The organism is Desulfobacterales bacterium, assembly GCA_034003325.1.
Lineage (GTDB): Bacteria > Desulfobacterota > Desulfobacteria > Desulfobacterales > JAFDDL01 > JAVEYW01.
Window position 1 is genome coordinate 348929 of record JAVEYW010000002.1, and the last position, 20580, is coordinate 369508.

General features: G+C 50.7%; 10 protein-coding genes and 2 tRNA genes. 9 read left to right on the top strand and 3 right to left on the bottom strand.

Going from position 1 to position 20580, the window contains the following annotated elements; all coding sequences use genetic code 11:
* Positions 1–9: 9 nt before the first annotated feature.
* The 9 genes from brxC to RBT11_03615 all read left to right on the top strand — a co-directional run bounded on the left by brxC (position 10) and on the right by RBT11_03615 (position 19052).
* On the top strand, positions 10–3600 hold the full coding sequence (gene brxC, locus RBT11_03575; protein ID MDX9785834.1) for a BREX system P-loop protein BrxC: 3591 nt from the start codon (positions 10–12) through the stop codon (positions 3598–3600).
* Between the two features lie 84 nt (positions 3601–3684).
* The gene (locus RBT11_03580) at positions 3685–5358 is read left to right on the top strand and encodes a crosslink repair DNA glycosylase YcaQ family protein (protein MDX9785835.1); all 1674 of its coding nucleotides are present in this window, start codon (positions 3685–3687) and stop codon (positions 5356–5358) included.
* Positions 5359–5623: 265 nt separating this feature from the next.
* Positions 5624–9139 carry a BREX-1 system adenine-specific DNA-methyltransferase PglX gene (pglX, locus tag RBT11_03585; GenBank protein MDX9785836.1) on the top strand — a complete coding sequence of 1172 codons (3516 nt, stop codon included), beginning with the start codon at positions 5624–5626 and terminating at the stop codon, positions 9137–9139.
* A gap of 7 nt (positions 9140–9146) precedes the next feature.
* Positions 9147–10307 (top strand): PDDEXK nuclease domain-containing protein, encoded by a 1161-nt coding sequence (locus tag RBT11_03590; protein ID MDX9785837.1) that lies wholly within the window; start codon positions 9147–9149, stop codon positions 10305–10307.
* 103 nt (positions 10308–10410) lie between these two features.
* Positions 10411–12915 (top strand): BREX-1 system phosphatase PglZ type A, encoded by a 2505-nt coding sequence (gene pglZ / locus RBT11_03595; GenBank protein MDX9785838.1) that lies wholly within the window; start codon positions 10411–10413, stop codon positions 12913–12915.
* Positions 12916–12929: 14 nt separating this feature from the next.
* Positions 12930–15017: a BREX system Lon protease-like protein BrxL gene (gene brxL, locus RBT11_03600; GenBank protein MDX9785839.1), complete on the top strand. Its 2088-nt coding sequence runs from the start codon at positions 12930–12932 to the stop codon at positions 15015–15017.
* A gap of 63 nt (positions 15018–15080) precedes the next feature.
* Positions 15081–16739, top strand: a complete 1659-nt coding sequence (locus RBT11_03605; protein ID MDX9785840.1) for an ADP-ribosylglycohydrolase family protein — start codon at positions 15081–15083, stop codon at positions 16737–16739.
* A 53-nt stretch (positions 16740–16792) separates the two neighbouring features.
* Entirely contained in the window at positions 16793–17494 is a 702-nt protein-coding gene (locus RBT11_03610) for an NERD domain-containing protein (GenBank protein ID MDX9785841.1), read from the top strand.
* A gap of 388 nt (positions 17495–17882) precedes the next feature.
* Positions 17883–19052 (top strand): NADH:flavin oxidoreductase/NADH oxidase, encoded by a 1170-nt coding sequence (locus RBT11_03615; GenBank protein ID MDX9785842.1) that lies wholly within the window; start codon positions 17883–17885, stop codon positions 19050–19052.
* A 759-nt stretch (positions 19053–19811) separates the two neighbouring features.
* Here the strand turns inward: RBT11_03615 and RBT11_03620 are convergent.
* The 3 genes from RBT11_03620 to RBT11_03630 all read right to left on the bottom strand — a co-directional run bounded on the left by RBT11_03620 (position 19812) and on the right by RBT11_03630 (position 20507).
* Positions 19812–20018 (bottom strand): TnpV protein, encoded by a 207-nt coding sequence (locus RBT11_03620; protein ID MDX9785843.1) that lies wholly within the window; start codon positions 20016–20018, stop codon positions 19812–19814.
* A 291-nt stretch (positions 20019–20309) separates the two neighbouring features.
* A tRNA-Asp gene (locus RBT11_03625) sits at positions 20310–20387 on the bottom strand.
* A gap of 44 nt (positions 20388–20431) precedes the next feature.
* Positions 20432–20507 (bottom strand) — tRNA-Val (locus RBT11_03630).
* Positions 20508–20580 lie beyond the last annotated feature (73 nt).

Consider the following 20580-nt stretch of genomic DNA (forward strand, 5'->3'; position numbering starts at 1 on the left):
GGAAACACGATGACGCTGAAAACTATTTTTAATAAGCCTGTTGACCGACCGATTGAAGGGGTCATCAAAGCCGACGATGAAGAAAGCCTTCTCCTTGAAACCGAAGAGTATGTGCTGACCAATGAGGTGGAAAAGCGCTTGGAGTCATTCCTGGATGCTTACAACACCTACGAGGGGGCCAACGGGGTTTGGGTTTCCGGCTTCTTCGGGTCCGGGAAATCTCATCTGTTGAAGATGCTGGCACTGCTTCTGGAGAACCGGCGGATCGACGGCGTTTCCGCTCTCGATTTGTTTCTTCCCAAGTGCGGCGATAACGAGATTCTCCGAGGGGATCTCAAGCGGGCCGTTGCGATTCCCTCAAAAAGTATCCTGTTCAACATCGACCAGAAGGCGGATGTTATCAGCAAAACCCAGATCGATGCGCTCCTTGCCGTATTCGTCAAGGTGTTCGACGAAATGTGTGGCTACTACGGCAAGCAGGGTCATATTGCTCAATTTGAGCGCGATCTCGACAGCCGGGGGCATTATGAGGCGTTCAAATCGGCTTATCAAACTCTTGCCGGGAAAAGCTGGGAAAAAGGGCGCGAACAGGCATTGCTGGAGTCACAGAATATCGCCAAGGCCTATGCCCGGGCCACCGGCGGCGAGGATACCTCGGCAATGGGGATTCTCGATAAATACAGAAGCCAGTATCGGGTCTCGATCGAGGACTTCGCCGATCAAATAAAGGCCTATGTGGACCGGCAATCTCCCGAGTTCCGGCTGAACTTCTTTGTTGACGAGGTCGGACAGTACATCGCCGGAAACGTGAAGCTGATGACGAACCTTCAAACCATCGCCGAAAGCCTTGCCACCAAGTGCCGGGGCCGAGCCTGGATCATGGTGACCGCTCAGGAGGACATGAATTCGGTTGTCGGTGAAATGAGTAACCAGCAGGGTAACGATTTTTCCAAGATTCAGGCCCGTTTTGCCAACCGGATGAAACTTACCAGCGCCGATGTGGCCGAAGTGATTCAAAGGCGCCTGTTATTGAAAAACGATGAGGGGGTTCGACTGCTGTCAGACGTTTATCATGCGGAGGTGAACAACTTCAAAACCCTCTTTGACTTTGCGGACGGCTCGCCGATCTACCGCAATTTCCAGGACCGGGACCATTTCATTCACAGCTATCCCTTTATCCCTTACCAGTTCGTGCTGTTCCAGTCCGCAATTCAGAACTTATCCCAACATAATGCCTTTGAAGGAAAACACAGCTCGGTCGGTGAGCGCTCCATGCTGGGCGTATTCCAGCAGGTGGCCATTCAAATCGGAGATCATCAAATCGGACAGCTTGCAACCTTTGACCTGATGTTTGAAGGGATTCGAACGGTTCTGAAATCCAATATTCAGCGCTCCATCCTGCAATCCGAAAAGCAGCTCGACAACCCATTTGCCATTCGGCTGCTGAAAACGCTTTTTCTCGTCAAGTACGTCAAGGAATTTAAGCCGACAGTCCGCAACCTGTGCGTGCTGATGCTGGATCACTTCAAGCAGGATCTGCCCCAACTGCGCCGGCAGGTTGAAGAGGCGCTCAACCTGCTGGAACTTCAGACCTACATTCAACGCCATGGAGACCTCTACGCGTATCTCACCGACGAGGAAAAGGATGTCGAGCAGGAGATCAAAAACACCGAAGTTGAATCCACCGAGATCGCCGCAGAGCTTGAAAAGATCATTTTTGATTATGTCATCAAGAACCGAAAGATTCGCTACGACGAGAAAGGGCAGGACTACCCCTATTCCAGGAAACTCGATGACCGCCTTCACGGTCGGGAATATGAGCTTTCGATCAATGCGATAACCCCTTTTCACGAATTTGCGGGAAATGAGCAAACCTTGCGAAGTCACTCGTTCAACCGGGAAGAGCTGCTGGTCGTGATGCCGCCGAATGATCGACTGGTGCGCGATATTCTGATGTACAAGCGAACTGAAAAATACATCAAGCAGAACATTTCCATCACTCAGCAGGAAGGGGTCAAACGTATCCTGACCGATAAGGGCTTCCAGAACGCGGATCGCTATGCGGAGTTGAAGCAGCTTATCCAGATGCTTCTTGGCAAAGCCAAACTTTTTGTGGCGGGCAATGAGGTCGAGATCGGTGGAGAAGATCCCCAGGCCCGAATCACCAAGGGGTTTCAACAACTTATTATACGCGCTTATCCGAACCTGCGCATGCTGCGCGGAATTGCCTACACCGAAAACGATGTCGTTAAATGCCTCAAACAGTCCAAGGAGGGGCTGTTCGGTAATGATGTGACATCACTGGCCGAATCAGAGCAGGAATTGCTTGCTTTCATCCAGAGCAACATCCGCGGCGGCGTGCGCACGACCCTGAAGAGCCTGCTGGAAAAGTTTGAGCGCAAGCCTTATGGCTGGCCTTATGCGGCCGTTCTCTGCACACTTGCTCATCTTTGCGCCCGGGGCAAGGTAGAGGTTCGGACTGACGGAACAATCCTTGAGGAAGACGACCTCGAACGCGCGCTTCGCAACACGCACAGCCATGGCAATGTTGTGCTGGAACCACAGGTCGATTTTACCCCATCCCAGGTTCGCAGCCTCAAGGAGTTCTATGAGGATTTTTTCGATAGCCCGCCCCGTGCCACTGAAGCAAAGGCACTTGCCAAGGAGACCGGTGCTGCCTTGAAGGACATGATACAGGACCTAAACCCCCTGGCGGCGCAGTCGGCGCAGTATCCTTTCCTGAATGTGCTGACCCCGGTTCTTGAGAAGCTGAAAGGACTCGCCGGCAAACCCTACGCTTGGTATCTGACCGGGCTGCTGTGTGAGGATAATGCCCTGATTGCGCTGAAGGAAAAGGTCATTGACCCGGTTCGAAAGTTCATGAACGGGCCGCAAAAGGGTATTTTCGACGCTGCCCGTAAATTTGTGCAGGAGCAGGAGCCGAATTTTGACTACATCAGAGAAAGGGGAAGTGGGAAGCTCGAAGTGAAAGAGGGCTCACCCTACGGTTTTACGCCTGATACCTTGCTTCAGGCTTTGGCTGATCCCGAATGTTTTAAGGGTAATGGCATGCAGCAGGTGAAAACCCTGGTGGACACGCTGCAAGAAAAGGTGACGGCACGGATCGCGGCAGAGATCAAAAAAGCTTTAGATACCGTTGCGGCACTCAAGGACCGTCTTTGTGATATGGCCGAATTTGCCGCGCTAAAGCCAAGCCAGCAGGAGCAAATCACTCGGTCATTCATCGAGTTTTCTCAGTCGATTGAACAACAAAAACTGATCGCCGTGATTCGCGATAACCTGCGGCGCTTTGAAGAATCCGACTACCAACGGCTGCTTTCCCAAATGGCTTCCTGGGCAAAACCCACACCAAAGCAAACCCCTTCGGGGGGAAGCGAACCGGCGCAAGCTTCAGGAAAGGAAACGGCAGTAACACCGATTGAACCGGAAGCCCCTGTTGAATACGTGTCAGGCCGAAATCTCAGGTTTTCCTTTGATAAAGCCTGGCTTGCTGATGATTCGGATGTGGACCGGTACCTCAAGGCCATGCGGGAGGCGCTTTTGGCTGAGATCCGGAAAGGGAAGCGGATACAGATTTAGTGCCTTATGGATTATTTTCTTGTTATTTTAAAAAGAAAATAATCCATAAGGCACTTATCCCGGCGCCGGGGTTAGGAGTTACACATGAACGTAAGTGAACAGGAAGTCCTTGATCTGATTCGGCAAGGTGAAAACCTGACCATTGAATTTAAAAGTGACCGGAAAAAGCTGTCTGACAGCGACCTGGTCGCTGCCATCGTCGCTCTGACAAACACGGAATGCGGCGTCCTTATTTTGGGCGTGGAAGACGATGGGGCCATCACAGGGCTTCATGCATCCCACCGGGATACGCTTGGGATGGCCGCCCTAATTGCGAACCGCACCAATCCACCGCTTTCCGTCGGGATAGAACAAATTAAAGTTCAAGATATACCAGTCGTTCTCCTCCGTGTTCCCAAATCCAGACAACTGGTTTCTACCTCTGATGGATTGATTCAGCGAAGGCGATTAATGGCAAACGGCAACCCCGAAGCCGTACCTTTTTACCCGCATGAATTTATTCAAAGACAATCTTCAATGGGATTGACCGACCCTTCCGCGATGCCCATCCAGGAATTACCCATCGATGAATTAAACCCCCTGGAAAGGCACCGAATACGCGAAGCTATTCGAAAATTCGGGGGCGATCAATCCTTGTTGCCGCTTGCGGACAATGAGTTGGATGGGGCTCTCGGGTTGACCAGGATTTCCGGTGGATCACTGTGCCCGACTTTGGCCGGGTTGCTGCTGCTTGGGCGCGAAGAACATCTGCGGCAATACTTGCCGGCATATGAAGTTGCCTTCCAAGTCCTTGAGGGTACGGATGTCAGGGTCAATGAGTTTTTCAGAAAACCGCTGTTACAAACTTTCGAGGCGGTAGAGCAGCTTTTTAGGGTACGTGTTACTGAGCAAGAGATTCAAATGGGGCTTTTCAGGGTTGCGGTTCCCAATTTTGATCGCCGCGCCTTCCGGGAAGCGTTTGTCAACGCGCTAGTTCATCGGGATTATTCCAGATTAGGCGCTGTCCATGTCCGTTTGGATGACGATGGCATCACCCTTTCCAATCCCGGAGGCTTTGTTGAAGGTGTCACCTTGCAAAACCTGCTGGTTGTTCCTCCACGTGCACGAAATCCACTACTTGCGGATATTGTAAAGCGCATCGGCTTGGCGGAAAGGACAGGCCGCGGGATCGACCGTATTTATGAAGGAATGCTTCGATACGGACGCCCGGCGCCGGACTATGGCATGTCCGATGCCACCTCTGTAGTGCTGTCCCTGTCCGATGTAGACCCTGACTTCAAATTTTTGGAAATGATCCTGAACCAGGAAAGCCGGACAGGATCCGCCCTGCCTATTGACAGCTTGATTCTGCTTTCCCGTCTACGGAATGAACGCCGCCTTTCCATAGCAGAACTCACGCCGGAAATCCAAAAATCGGATCAAGCCACCAGGCGGGTCCTTGAAAAACTGGTGGAAGCGGGGCTGGTTGAGGCCCACGGTGTCGGTCGTGGCCGCACATACACGCTGAGCGTCAAGGTTTACCAGCAATCCGGGCAGAAAGCGGCATATGTCCGTCAGGCTGGGTTTGATCCCATTCAGCAGGAACAGATGGTTTTGAACTACATTGACGCGCATGGTTCCATTAAACGAGCGGATGTGATTGAGCTTTGTCGATTAACCAAGGATCAGGCCGCGAAGCTTTTAAAACGGCTTATTTTTAAAGGGAATATAGAAAAGCATGGCGAGCGCAGGTGGACTCACTATGTGCGCAAATCATAAGTTATGCGTCAGGCTCATAGCTTATGAGCCGGCTCATAGGAGGCTCATAGGAGGCTCATAGGAGGCTCATATCTCGAATGCTTCCATGAAAAAAAATTCGAGAGACAAATATAAATACGACGCTGAATAGAGTGACCATCTTCCTGCGCCGGGAAAATGGTCAAGTTGGTAAGCAAAGCGGCAAATATCAATGTAACAAATAGAAACTACAAAGTAAAATGCTTAATAATAGGTTGGGGAAATCACCGGCGACAAAGGAAGATGGATGGAAACTTCGAAGCTGAAAAAATTTGCACAGTATGCGCGCCGAAACTTAATAGAGCAGGTTTCCGCCAAGCTGAAGCTGGTATTGGCCGAGGACAGCGCGGCCCGGCGCGAGAATGCCCCAGCCGTTAAAAAGCTTGAAGAGCAGATCGGGGAAACTGGCGAAAGCCAAGTGATCGAAAAGGTCGCCTATACCTGGTTTAATCGTTTCTGCGCGCTGCGTTTCATGGATGTGAACCGTTATACCCGGATTGGTGTGGTGTCGCCTGCAGAAGGGCAGTTTCAGCCTGAGATTTTGGCCGAGGCCAAGATGGGCCATATCGACGAGAGCATGGTACCCGAGAAAACCCGGCAGAAGGTTTTTGCATTGCTGGATGGCAAGGTTCCCAGTAATGATCCGCAGACTGAGGCTTACCGACTCCTCGTGGTTGCCGTTTGTAACGACTACCACGATGCCATGCCCTATCTGTTTGAGCGGATTGCCGATTACACCGAACTGCTGATGCCCGATGATCTGCTTTCGGGAAACTCTATCCTGGCCTACACCCGCGAGGCGATGACGCCTAATGCCTGCCAGGACGTGGAGGTCATCGGATGGCTCTACCAGTTTTATATCAGCGAGAAGAAGGACGAGGTCTTTGACGGCCTGAAGAAAAACAAGAAAATCACCCCCGAAAATATTCCGGCAGCGACACAGCTCTTCACCCCGCACTGGATCGTGCGGTATCTGGTTGAAAATTCCCTCGGTCGTCTCTGGATGCTGAACCGTCCCGATTCGAGATTGATTGAACGGATGGACTACTACATCAAGCCCGAAGAGGCGGAAACCGATTTCCTGCGCATCAGCAAGCCGGAAGAACTGAAGATCTGCGATCCGGCCTGCGGCTCCGGGCACATGCTGACTTATGCCTTCGACCTGCTCCATGCCATTTATGAGGAAGAAGGCTATGAACCTGCGGAGATCCCGGAAAAGATCCTCACCCACAACCTCTACGGCATCGAGATCGATGAACGCGCCGGGGAACTGGCTGCCTTTGCCCTGACCATGAAGGCCCGCGCCAAACATCGCCGCTTTTTCAGAAAGAAGGTGGTCCCCAATATCTGCGTGCTGGAAAATATCCGGTTCAATGAGGGCGAGCTAAAGAGTTACATGGATTTTGTCGGGCGGGATCTTTTTACCGCGCCTTTGCAAACCACCCTGCGGCAGTTTGAAGAGGCGGATAACTTCGGGTCTCTGATTCGCCCTAAGGTAAGCGATGTGGCGTGGATATTAAAAACGCTGAAAGAGAAGAATGTCTCTGGACAAATTTTTCTGAGCAAGACCCATCTGAAGGTATTGAAGGTCTTGCGGCAGGCCGACTATTTCAGCCCCCAGTATCATGTGGTGATTGCTAATCCGCCGTATATGGGGGGCAAGGGGATGAATGGGCGTCTGGGTGCTTGGCTTAAAGATAACTATCCAGATGTGAAGTCTGATTTGTTTTCGGCCTTTATGGTTCGAAATACTGAGCTTGCTTTGCCGAAAGGCCAATTGGGTTTCATGTCGCCATTTGTATGGATGTTTATTTCATCTTTCGAAAGGCTACGCAATTTCCTCATTAATCAGAAAACGATCACTTCACTTGTCCAGCTCGAATACTCCGGCTTTGATGGAGCAACGGTGCCAATTTGCACTTTCACTGTGGAGAACACACATCATCCCGATTTTAAGGGAGGGTATGTACGCCTTTCCGATTTTCGTGGGTCAGAATACCAAGGCCCAAAAACGCTCGAAGCCATTAATAATCAAAATTGTGGCTGGTTTTACCGATCTTCCGGCACCAACTTCAAGAAAATACCCGGCAGTCCTATCTCTTATTGGCTGAGCGAAAAGTTGTTGAATAGCTTCACTAAAGCAAAGGAATACCTTTCAGATTCTGGAACTATACGTGAAGGTATAACAACTGGAGACAATGACCGTTTCTTGAGACTGTGGTATGAGGTTGGTCAATCTCATACGCAACTTGAATATGATCAAGGCAACAGTTCTTATAAATGGTTTCCGCATAGAAAAGGGGGGGGCTATAGAAAATGGGCTGGGAATATGGAGTATTTTCTTAATTGGAAGGATAACGGTACAGACATTCATGTGTTTCATGCGTTGCCACTTGACTATAATGGCGCACCAGTTCGTGGCAAAGCATATTTTTTTAGAGAGGCATTGTCTTGGAGTCGTATTAGCTCAGGAAAATTTTCATTGCGTTACCATAAAGCGGGCTCAACATATGACTCAACTGCGCCATCAGTATTCACAAGTTCCGACCGAAAAAATCAAACGCTCGCTTTTTTGAATGGGAAAATTGTTGCTCATCTCTTGGCTGCGATAAGTCCAACCCTTGACTTCAGAATTACTAATCTCGGCAGATTGCCGTTGCTCTCTATCAACTCGTCCAGTCTGTCAAAAATTAATGCAAACACCATAGCTTTGGTTCGTTCTGGGCAAGTGGATTGGGATTCCTACGAAACCTCTTGGGATTTTAATGACCTGCCGCTACTTCGACCCGATTATTGGCAACCAACTTTGAACACCACTTACCAGAAGCTCCGCGCCCACTGGCAGGAAATGGCACTTGAAATGCAACGTCTCGAAAAAGAGAACAACCGCATCTTTATTGAGGCCTATGGCCTGCAAGATGAGCTAACACCCGACGTCCCTCTAAGTGAAATCACCCTGACCTGCAATCCCCACTACCGCTACGGTAACAACAAGAGCGAAGACGAGCTGGAAACCTTGCTCCTGGCCGACACCATGAAGGAGTTTATCTCCTACGCCGTGGGCTGCATGTTCGGCCGCTATTCGCTGGATAAACTGGGGCTAATTCTTGCCAACCAGGGCGAAACCATTGAGGATTATCTGAAGCAAATCCCCGAACCGATCTTCCCGGCGGATGCCAACAACGTCATCCCCATGCTCGACGGCGACTGGTTCACCGACGACATCGCCGAGCGCTTCCGCAAATTCCTGCGCGTCACTTTTGGCGAGGAGCACTATGAGGAGAACCTCAAGTTCCTCGAAAAGGCCCTGGGTAAAGACATCCGCAAGTATTTTCTTAAAGATTTTTATAACGACCATGTTCGCCGGTACAAAAAGCGGCCCATTTACTGGCTGTTTTCAAGCCCAAAGGGCAGTTTCAATGCTCTCATCTACATGCACCGCTATCGCCCGGATACGGTGAGCGTGGTGCTCAATGATTATCTGCGCGAGTTCCGCGCTAAACTGATCGCCCGAAAGGATCATCTTGAGGCGGTGAGTATCAGCGCCGGTGCCTCCTTGGGAGAAAAAACCAAGGCGCTAAAAGAGATCGAAACCTTAAAAAAGATGATAAACGAGCTGAGCGCCTATGAACGCGAGGTGCTCTATCCGCTTGCTACCCAGCAAGTGGCAATTGAGCTTGACGACGGGGTGAAGGTGAATTACCAGAAATTCGGCGCGGCCTTAAAGAAGATTCCGGGTCTGGATGCGAAAGGTGAGGAGTGAACCGGATATGAGTGACAAGAACACCACGCAACCTGCATTGGACTTCGGACAACTGGTCGGTGTCATCCGTCAAGTCCATGACAAGTTGGCAGCCCAGGTAAGCCGGGCTGTCAATACCAGCCTCACCCTTCGCAACTGGATGATTGGGTTCCACGTTGAGGAGTATGAGCGCCGGGGCGTTGATCGTACCGAATACGGCGACAAGTTGATGGACATGCTCGCCGATAGTCTGACCCAGCTTGGCGTATCGCGTTGTGATCGGCGGGAAATTTACCGCTATCGCCAGTTGTATCTGACTTACCCGCAGATTGTGGAGATAGTGACTCCACAATTGCAGCCTCTGATAGGGCAGGTATGTTTGGCTGGTGCCGATTCTTCATCCGATGCCGCTGCCCCAACGATTGTGGAGACGTCTCCACAGTTCAGAATCGATGGTAAGACCCTGATTTCGCGCCTATCGTTTTCGCATATCGTGGAATTGCTCAACCTGGAAGATGCCACCAAGCGCACGTTCTATGAGGTGGAGTGCATCCAGGGCAACTGGTCGGTTCGTGAATTGAGACGACAAATCCACAGCCTCTACTATGAACGTTGCGGCCTTTCGATAGATAAAAAGAAGCTTTCGGAACTTGCCCGGCAAGGCGCGGAGCAGGTGTCACCCGCCTTGCCGGTGCGCGACCCGTATATATTCGAGTTCCTGGGCCTGACGCCTCGAGAGGTGATGAGCGAATCACATCTCGAAGACCAGCTTATCAGTAAGATTGAAGAATTCCTTTTGGAGCTGGGCCACGGATTCTGCTTTGAAGCCCGGCAAAAACGAATCCTGATCGGGGACGAGCATTATTTTATTGATCTGGTTTTCTATCACCGCATCCTGAAGTGCCATGTGCTGGTGGAGTTGAAACTGGCCGAGTTCAGCCATGAAAACATTGGCCAGCTCAATACCTACGTAAGCTGGTACAGAAAAAACATGATGCTTGAGGACGATAACCCGCCCATTGGCATCCTGCTTTGCACCCACAAGAAGCACTCTCTGGTCGAGTTCGCGCTGGCAGGTATGGATAACCGGCTATTTGTATCCAAGTACCAGATGGAGCTGCCCAAGCGGGAGGAAATCGAGCGGTTTCTTGCTGAAAAGCTCCATGAAGCAGGGGGCGTGGATGAGTGAAAAAGGGGACTTATAAATGAAAATTAACAGGTTGAGGTTAACCCTGAATTTACAGATATCCATGAAAGATCCCGAAAATAGAAACCGAAGGCGGCAATAGAATATGAATGATCGCATTGTCCAGGCACTGACCAAGCTATTTGAGCGTTACCGCATCGTCTTCTGGTATGACGCCAAAAAGGAACTGCGTGCTGATTTCGAGGCGCTGGCGTTGGACGGGATTGAGAAGGTGGAGCTCACCAACAATGAGTTCGGGGTGAAACACCGGATTCTGCGGGAGCAACCGGAGCAGAAGTTTCTCCTCTACCGCGAAGGCCCACAGCCCGACGACTTGGACAACTGGCTGCTGGATGTTCAGTTGGCCCATGGTGAATTCCGGACCGATCAGGCCGCGATCTGGCTCTCCGAGTTGGAGCTGGGACTTGAGTTTACCGATGTAGTGCAGGCTCATGCGGAGTTCTATCAGGCGGCTAAGCGAAAGGATGCACTTAAGCAGATCCTTAAACCCGATGATACCCCCGGCATGATCCGCCTGAAGATGCTGGCGGTGTGCGCGGGATGTAAAACGGACCCGCGCATGGATGCCGTGGTGGAAAACCTGCTCGCGGAACTGGCCGATGAGCGGGACGATAAGATGAAACTGATCGGCCGTTGCAATCTGGAGGGTTTTCTCTGGGAGCAGATGACCCGCTGCTACGGTTACAAGTCCGATGAGCCGGGCATACGCGATTTTGTTATCGAACTCTTTAAATCCTGCTATGCCATGGGGACCGATGGCGAGATCCGCCTGACCGGGGATGCCCTCGTGTTCCTCAAACACTGGAAAGACAGCCGTTCGTTTGAAGCGAGTTTTGAAACGCTCTCCGCTGAGTGTGCCGATGTGATCGGCATCGAACAGGATCTGGCCAAGCGGGATTACCGTGAATTGATCGAGCTGGATTACTTCCCCCTGATTGATCAGAAAATTATCAGCGAGCTGGTTAAGGCCGTGGCATCCCGGACCGTATCAAGCGGCGATGTAGCGCTTTGGGTTCGTCCGCGCCGGCAGGGCCACTGGTTCGGAGAGTATCGCCACCTCTACGAAGCCGTTGATTTTGCCGCACAGTTCATGCAGACCATGGATGAGGCGGTATTAACCATGGTCAGTCTGGCGGATGGCGTTCAGCGTTACAGCCGTTTCTGGTTCCCATTGGATCAACTCTACCGAAAGTTCACTTACCATGTCCGCATGTCGGGGCAGGCCTCTCTAATGGGGGCATTATCCGAGCGAATTGAGAACCTCTATTCAAATAATTATCTGCTGAAGGTCAATGACCACTGGCAGTCTTTCGTCGACGAAACGGGCAAATGGGAGGCCCCTCCCGTCCCGCTGCAAAAGGACTTTTTCAGTCGCTGGGTACAGCCTTTTCTGAAGAAGGACAACAAGGTCTGTGTCATCATTTCGGACGCCTTACGCTATGAGATCGGCGACGAGTTATTGAGCCTCATTCGCCGGGAGGATCGATTCGAGGCGCATCTGGAACCCGCCTTGACCCTGTTACCGAGCTATACCCAGCTGGGCATAGCGGCGCTATTGCCCCATAGGGAATTGGCTCTGGCCGACAACGAAACTGGAGTTGTTCTCGCGGACGGCCAAAGCTCTCAAGGCACGGCCAATCGCATCAAGATCCTGGCGCAGGCCATTTCCCAACGGGCCACCGCGGTGAAGGCTGATGAATTAATGGGGTTAAATAAAGAGGATTGCAGAGGGTTAATTCGGGATCACGATGTGGTCTACGTATATCATAACCACATTGATGCAATCGGCGGCAAACGCGAAACGGAAGAACGCGTATTCGAGGCCGTGGAAGAGACCCTGCAGGATCTGATTCGATTGATTAAAAAACTCACCGGAGCCAACGCCAACAACCTGCTCATAACCTCGGACCATGGTTTCATCTATCAGAACCGGGCCATCGAGGAGAGCGATTTTTCCGGTTGCGATGCCGTTGGGGACCTGATTCTGTTCCGTGACCGGCGTTTTGTGTTGGGCAAGGGGTTGAAGGAGGTTTCGGGCCTTCGCAAGTTTCAATCCGCCCAGCTTGGACTGGTCGGCGATGTGGAAGTGCAGATCCCGAAATCAATTAACCGGCTGCGACTGAAGGGTTCGGGAAGCCGATTCGTCCACGGGGGCGCATCGCTTCAGGAGGTGGTGGTTCCGGTCCTTAAGATCAACAAAAAGCGGCAGAGCGATATTTCGTCAGTTGAAGTTGATATTTTACGAGGATCAAGCTCTGTGATCACCTCCGGTCAGCTCGCTGTCGCGCTCTACCAGGCGCAACCGGTAACCGACAAGGTGCAGCCGAGAATCCTCCGGGCGGGTATCTTCACCCAGGCGGGCAATCTGATTTCCGATAGCCACGAGCTGACGTTTGACCTGGCATCCAACAACCCGAGGGAAAGGGAGCAACAGGTGCGTTTTCTCCTGACCCGCAAGGCGGATGAGGCCAATGGCCAGGAGGTGATCCTGAAACTGGAGGAAAAACATGTCGGGACCTCTCATTACAAAGAGTATAAGTCGCTCCGGTATATGATGCGGCGCTCATTTACCAGCGATTTTGACTTTTAAAGGATGATCGAGCGATGAACGAACTTGACCAGAAAATAAACAAACACTTTCAAGGCCTTGTTGTTCGAAAAGATCTCGTCAAGACCGTCAAGGGCAACGCCATTGTTCCCTCCTACGTGCTTGAATATCTGCTGGGGCAATATTGCGCGACCAGCGACGAGGCTTCAATTGCGACAGGTATCGAGACCGTCAAGGAGATCCTGCGCAAGCACTATGTGCATCGAAACGAAGCGGGCCTGGTCCGTTCCAATATTAAGGAAAAGGGGCGCTATAAGGTCATTGACAAGATTAGCGTCGTGTTGAATGACAAGACGGATGCTTACGAGGCGGAGTTTTCCAATCTTGGTATCAAAAAGGTGCTGGTAGATTCCGGGACAGTGAAAGCGCACCCCAAGCTCTTGGTCAGCGGCGTCTGGTGCATCGCCGATATCGAATACGAGTTCACCGAGGAAAAAAATGCCACCCCCTGGATTTTATCAACGCTAAAACCGATCCAGCTGTCTCACTTTGATTTTGATGGCTATGTTGAAGCCAGGAAACAATTTAACACCGACGAGTGGATCGATCTTTTGATCCAGAGCATCGGTTTCAACCCGGAGATGTTTGGCCGGCGGAGCAAGCTTTTGCAACTGATCCGGCTCATCCCCTTCTGCGAGCGCAACTACAACCTGATCGAACTCGGCCCCAAGGGGACGGGGAAATCCCATATCTATTCGGAGTTTTCACCCCACGGCATTCTGCTCTCCGGCGGTGAGGTAACCGTTCCCAAGCTATTTGTAAATAACGCCTCCGGTAAGATCGGCCTTGTCGGCTACTGGGATGCAGTCGCCTTCGATGAGTTCGCTGGGAAACAAAAGAAGGTGGATAAGGCGCTTGTGGATATCCTGAAAAATTACATGGCCAATAAGTCCTTCTCAAGGGGCGTTGAAACCCTCGGCGCGGAGGCATCCATGGTTTTTGTCGGGAATACCCGGCACACCGTGCCTTACATGCTCAAGCATTCAGATCTGTTCGACGAGCTGCCCGAAAAGTTCTATGACTCCGCATTCCTTGACCGTATTCATTTTTACATTCCCGGCTGGGAAGTGGATATCATCCGTGGCGAGATGTTTTCCAATGGCTATGGTTTTGTGGTGGATTACCTTGCGGAGATCCTCCGGTCTCTGCGCAACCACGATTATTCGGACCGTTACAAAGAGCACTTTTCGCTTTCCACCGATATCTCGACCCGCGACCGGGACGGTATCCATAAAACGTTTTCAGGCCTGATGAAGATCCTTTTCCCGGATGGAGGCGCATCCAAGGAGGAGATCGAGGAACTGCTGAAGTTCGCCATTGAAGGCCGAAAGCGCATCAAAGATCAATTGCTGCGAATAGATACCACTTACCCAAGGGTGAAATTTGCCTATTTGGATACCACGGGAAAAACCCGGCTGGTGAAAACACTCGAAGAAGAGGAGTATCCCCATTGCTACCACAAGACCGTTGCTGAAGAGGAAGCCGGAGCAACTGATACCGACATCGATTCCCAAGAAATTCCAGATTCCCCACACGGAGATTCTTCCGATGCCCAACCTGCCGTCAAGGAACAACATCTGACTTTCCAGGAAAACCAGAGGGGCATCTCTTTTGACACCTTGCTTGGCCCATATCTGCGCGGCGCAAGCCGGATTACCATGACAGACCCCTATATCCGCCTGTTTTATCAAATGCGTAACTTCATGGAATTCCTTGAAACAGTCGCAAAAAACAAGCCCAAGGACGAAGAGGTCACTGTTCACCTGGTAACAACAGAAGACGAGTTCAAAGGGGCACAACAGAAAGAAAATTTCGAGAAGATAAAGGAATCCTGCGGCGCCGTTGGTATTGACTTTACCTGGGAATTTGACGCAACCGGGACTATTCACGCTCGCCACATCGTGACCGATCATGGATGGAAGATCCTTCTGGATCGAGGCCTGGATATCTTCCAGCACTATGAGATGAACGATGCCTTCACTTTTGCCAACCGCCTTCAGCAATATCGGTCTTGTAAGGCCTTCGAGGCTACATTTATTAAAAATGAAATCTGTTCACATAGCACTGCTGCGGCAAAATCATGATTATTCATTTTGAATGACACCAATGCTGAATCGGAAATTCCACTTCGATAATAAGGATAGAATATGAGAAAAGAGACATTACCCGTTCCATTTCCAAGATCGTACTGGGTTATCCCTGGCGTATTCATGGCCGGAGAATTTCCAGGTGCGCAAAGCCAGATTGAGGCAGACCATAAGCTTATCAAACTGATTGATTGCGGAATTCAGCACATCATTTGTTTGATGCAGCCGGATGAAACCGATCATAGTGGAAATCCCTTTAACGAATATGAAGATAGTGTCTTAAGGTTAGCAGAAAAGAAAAAAGTGACCGTGTCCTGTTTCAGGTTTCCCATAGCCGATCAGAATGTGCCAGGGGAATCTGAAATGAAGGTAATTCTTGATGCTATCACAATCAGCATCGAAAACCGGAAACCCGTCTACGTTCATTGTTGGGGCGGCATCGGTCGTACAGGCACAGTAGTAGGCTGTTTTTTATTGAAAAACGGGCTCGCTACTTCCGGCGATGTATTGCAAACCATAGCCGATTTGCGAAAAGACGATCCGAAGAAACACCGAATCTCCCCCGAAACGGATGCCCAGCGAAAATATGTTAAATCTTGGCTCGATAGAGATAATGGGCAACCAACAAACCTTTCGCGGACCATTGGGTGCATGTTGGGTGGCGCCGTCGGAGACGCATTGGGCGCCCCTGTTGAGTTTATGAAACGAGAGGATATCCTGCGTCGTTTTGGGCCGGATGGAATTACCAGCTACGCACCGGCTTACGGAGGCTTGGGCACCATTACCGACGATACCCAGATGACGCTTTTTACCGCAGAAGGTTTAATTCGAGGTGATGTCCGAGGCCGCCACAAGGGCATTACGACGTACACAGGCATGACCGAAAACGCTTACCAGCGCTGGCTTTACACTCAAGGGGAGCGGTCTGCTAAATATATCGATATTAGCGGTGAAGGAGCGGGATGGCTGATCCAGCAACAGGCTTTGCACAACCGCCGGGCACCGGGGAACACCTGCATTTCAGCTCTTAAGGAGATGTCGAAAACCGATAAACCAGCCCGTAATAACAGCAAGGGATGTGGCGGGGTGATGCGGATGGCGCCGGCCGGATTGTTTCACTGGCGCCTGAAAAACTACCATTCACCGCAGGAAACCTTCCAACTCGGAAAGGAACTGGCAGCGCTAACTCACGGTCACCCTACCGGAGCGCTTACTGGTGGGGTGCTGGCTATTCTGATCTTAGCGCTGGCAGATGGTGCGACACTACCGGACGCTCTTTCATTGGCTAAAACCTTATTACGTCAGGAACGCCAGCATGAAGAAACGCTGTTGGCCATACAGCTTGCCGAAGAATATTCGAAGGCTGACATGCCCCATGAAGTTGCTATTTCTAAAATCGGCTTGGGATGGATCGCCGAAGAAGCGCTTGCCATCTCGATTTATTGTGCTCTCGTTGCCCGCGATTTTCGGGATGGTATCATTCTGGCGGTGAATCACGATGGTGATTCAGACTCGACGGGTTCGATTACTGGCGATCTTCTTGGCACTGTTTATGGCGCAAATGCCATTCCGCATGAATGGCTAGAGCCTCTTGAGTTAAGGGCGGTGATAACCGAGTTGGCCCAAGATCTGTATGTTTTTCGCAACTGGAATATTGGCGAGTACTCAAATAACGAGGAATTAAACAAGTACATCTGGGAAAAATATCCTGGATACTAAAGGGGAAATATGGCTCCTGTATTTCAGCGGCCATATTTGATCAAGGTGCCTTGATGTCAATTTTTTCTTCTATAAAAGGTTTCGATGGCGAGTTAACTGGGTGGTTGTCCAAAAAACTGTTTCTCGATAGTGAAATTTATAAAGATTTTAACAACGTCACCATTAATACAAACAGTGGCACCACGCAAATTGATCAGATAATCGTTTCCAAATTCGGGATTTTTGTCATTGAGGTTAAAAATTTAAAAGGTTGGATTTTTGGGGATGAAAAAGCTGCAAAATGGACACAAGCCCTTAATGGGAAAAAATATCAGTTCCAGAATCCATTGCGGCAGAATTTCAGACACACAAAAGCGTTATCTGCGTTTCTTGGTATAGACCACTCCAAGATTTATTCCGTGGTGATGTTTTGGGGAGAGTGTGAATTCAAGACACCTATGCCGGAAAATGTCATGATGCGCGGCTGGACCAAGTATGTTAAATCCAAGTCGAAGATAATGTTCACAGATGATGAAGTCGTCCAAATCGGTGAAGCTATCATGACCGGCCGTCTCCCAGCGACCTGGAACACAAAAAAGGCTCACCTTCAATCACTGAAGGAGAGACACCAAGACGATGGCGTTTGCCCTAAATGCGGCCGTGGTCTCGTTTTGAGAACCGTTAGAAAAGGCCCCGAAATTGGAAGTCAGTTTTACGGATGTTCAGGATTTCCTCAGTGCCATTTCACAAAAGCCGCCAAAATTGCAAACGGATGAAGTCGAGTTTTGGTATCTGATGAAGATCACAGCCTGACCCAACTCTGCGATAAGAGAATAATATGGTGTGATATTGGAATGTTGTAAACTCCATTTGCCAATCCATTTTGATTGATCACAATATATTGAAATGCTCTGCGGGCAGTCCTAATTCCAGGCAATTGCAAAGTAAAACCGGTTTTTCACCTATCCGATTTTCTTGTTATAATCTCAATGTACGGCAAATATGCACCACCAACTCAAAGGCCCTTTATGTTCGTGACAAGCGGAAGAAAAAATAGATTGAAAATTCTAACAATACAAATGCTGCCAAATTGTAAAATCGCAGCTGATTTTTGCCATTCGGCGGATTGCGATCACCCGCAAATTCCTGCTCCAGGAGAAACTCATGACAAGAAGAAACCAAAACGCAAACCGACCGCGGGGCCTTCCCGGCCCGTCGCACAGCGACATGGACGAAACGGAATATGACCGGGAAATGACCGGGACGCATCTATTCAGATCGCTGAGTATCCGCGCTGTCACCTTTCGTAATCGCATCGTCATGTCGCCCATGTGCCAGTACAGTGCCGAAGAGGGGTTGGCAAACGACTGGCACCTTGTTCATCTCGGCAGCCGAGCGGTCGGTGGGGCCGCACTAGTGATGGTGGAAGCGACCGCCGTAACTCGCGATGGCCGCATCTCTCCCGGTGACCTGGGCATTTGGGACGACAAACATGTTGAGCCGCTGGCCCGGATTGCCCGTTTTATCCACTCCCAGGGTGCCGTCGCCGGCATTCAATTGGCTCATGCCGGGCGAAAGGCAAGTTGCGAGCGGCCGTTCTTGGGCGGTGCCAGCCTCAAAACGCCTGAAAGCGGCGGCTGGACCGTTATCGGCCCCAGCCCGCTTCCGTTTGCCGATGGCTATCCGGTCCCGGTGGAACTCGATGAGGTAGGGATCGACGGCATTGTTGCCGCCTTTGAGACAGCCGCTCGCAGAGCACTCAATGCAGGGTTCCGGGTGATCGAGATTCACGCAGCCCACGGTTACCTGTTACATGAATTCTTGTCCCCTCTGAGCAACCATCGGGCAGATCGATATGGTGGGAGTCTGGAGAATCGAATGCGACTGCCCTTGCGGGTCGCCGAGCGCCTTCGCAACGTGATGCCCGATGCTCTGCCGCTGTTCATGCGTATCTCGGCGACCGACTGGGTGGACGGCGGCTGGGATATTGAGCAGTCAGTCGTGTTCGCTCGTCACGCGAAAAACCTCGGGGTTGACCTGATCGATGTCTCTTCCGGGGCATTGGTCCCGAATGCGCAAGTCCCGGTGGCAAGGGGTTATCAGATTCCGCTATCCCGCCGAATTCGCGACGGGGCGAATATCAGGACGGGCGGTGTTGGGTTGATCACCGAAGCTTATCATGCCGATGAGATCTTGACTGGCGGAGATGCTGACATGGTGTTCATCGGCCGTGAGTTGTTGCGAGAGCCCTACTGGGCTCTAAAGGCTCAACACGAACTGGGGGAGGAGCCGATTTGGCCGCCTCCTTACGGGTACGCAGTCAAGAGGAAATAGAGCAGGGGCGAATTCAAACGCCCAATCCCAATGCCGCAAGCCCGGTTCACGGCTTTTCAGTCCAAAAACGGAGATGGAGATAGGGTTGATGGGTCACAGCTACATTCCAGCCCTTTGATATGATAATAATTTCAAAAAGAAAGCCTACAATTTAAAATCCGGAGTAATGGTGTTATCCGCTCTCTGCCCGGATTGGCCGGCGGATCGGCAGAAACATTTGACGAGGGTATTGGATGATTTGCGGCGGCAAATTAAACATAGGCCGGCTTTCCATCAGGGGCATTTGGGTATGAACGGATTTTCGTCCTGACCGTGGTGTCATATTTTTAGCAATGGTAACCAGTGGCAGCCCGATAAATAAAATTATCAAATACGCCGGAACGGTTAATTCTGAAAAAATTGATGATGGTGCTCTTAACGATGGTTGCTCTTAATTGACTTTCACCTACCATTCGGTTAATTTTGAATCAAGAAGGCTGCGATTCGCATCTATCCCCGGTAAACTAAGGCCGGTAAGATTATGCGCGATTGCGGCCTTTGTTATTTCTATGTCGGAAATGAAAGTGAGATGAAGTGCTCTGTGTGTATTCTCAGCCAGACCTTTCCTTCCGACAACCTATTTGCCGCCCCATGCCATTTCAAAGGAAAGGTGGCCGGCATGAATATCATAAAAGGATGATCTGATTTGCGGCCTTGCCTCGCTGATTGATTCCGGCTTGCCTGCCCTGAGCGCATCCTTCCCGGTAATCCGGTAATCGGTTATCCCTGGCAGATCTCCGCTCTTACTATTTCGTCCGCCTCGTAATCCCTCAGGCCGCTTTCCATCAACTGGTTTTTCCGCTCCTGCGCCTGTCTGCTCCTTTCCAGACAATGGCGTTCCAGGTCCTTTGCAACCTTCAGTTCCTTGTAAAATTTCTTGTCTCGATTCTTCAGATATTCCTTCCTCAATTCGGCGAATCTGTCCATGGGCTATCCTCCTTTTTTTAATCAGGGGTCTTGATCAGGCTATCCGGCCTGGGCACGGGGTGTCAAGCTGGATTGTTTGGGGAAGGTTGTGGGTACGGGTTCAGGTCATGGTCCGGAGAGTGATCGGAAGAAAGTGGGGTTGAAGCGTTTTTTTAGGCGTGGGTGATGTCGCACGGTTAATCCACCCGAAAAGGATGTTTCTTTGCAGCAGGTTGGAAATTTGGTTGGAAAAGGATTTTCACCCAAAGAAAAAGGGGCTAAGATTTTCATCTTAACCCCTTGATTTTTTTGTGGCGGGGACGGCGAGACTTGAACTCGTGACCTCTGGCTTGACAGGCCAGCGCTCTAACCAAACTGAGCTACGCCCCCTTATTTAAAATGGGATAACAGAAAGTTGCCCTGTCGCGTTCATATGGTAGGCGGAACAGGGCTTGAACCTGTGACCCTCGGCTTGTAAGGCCGATGCTCTCCCAACTGAGCTACCCGCCCACAAATCTTCTCCTTCGGGAAGGAAACGTCTGACTACCAGTAATAAGTAAGCATGTCAAGCAAAAAAAGCAAA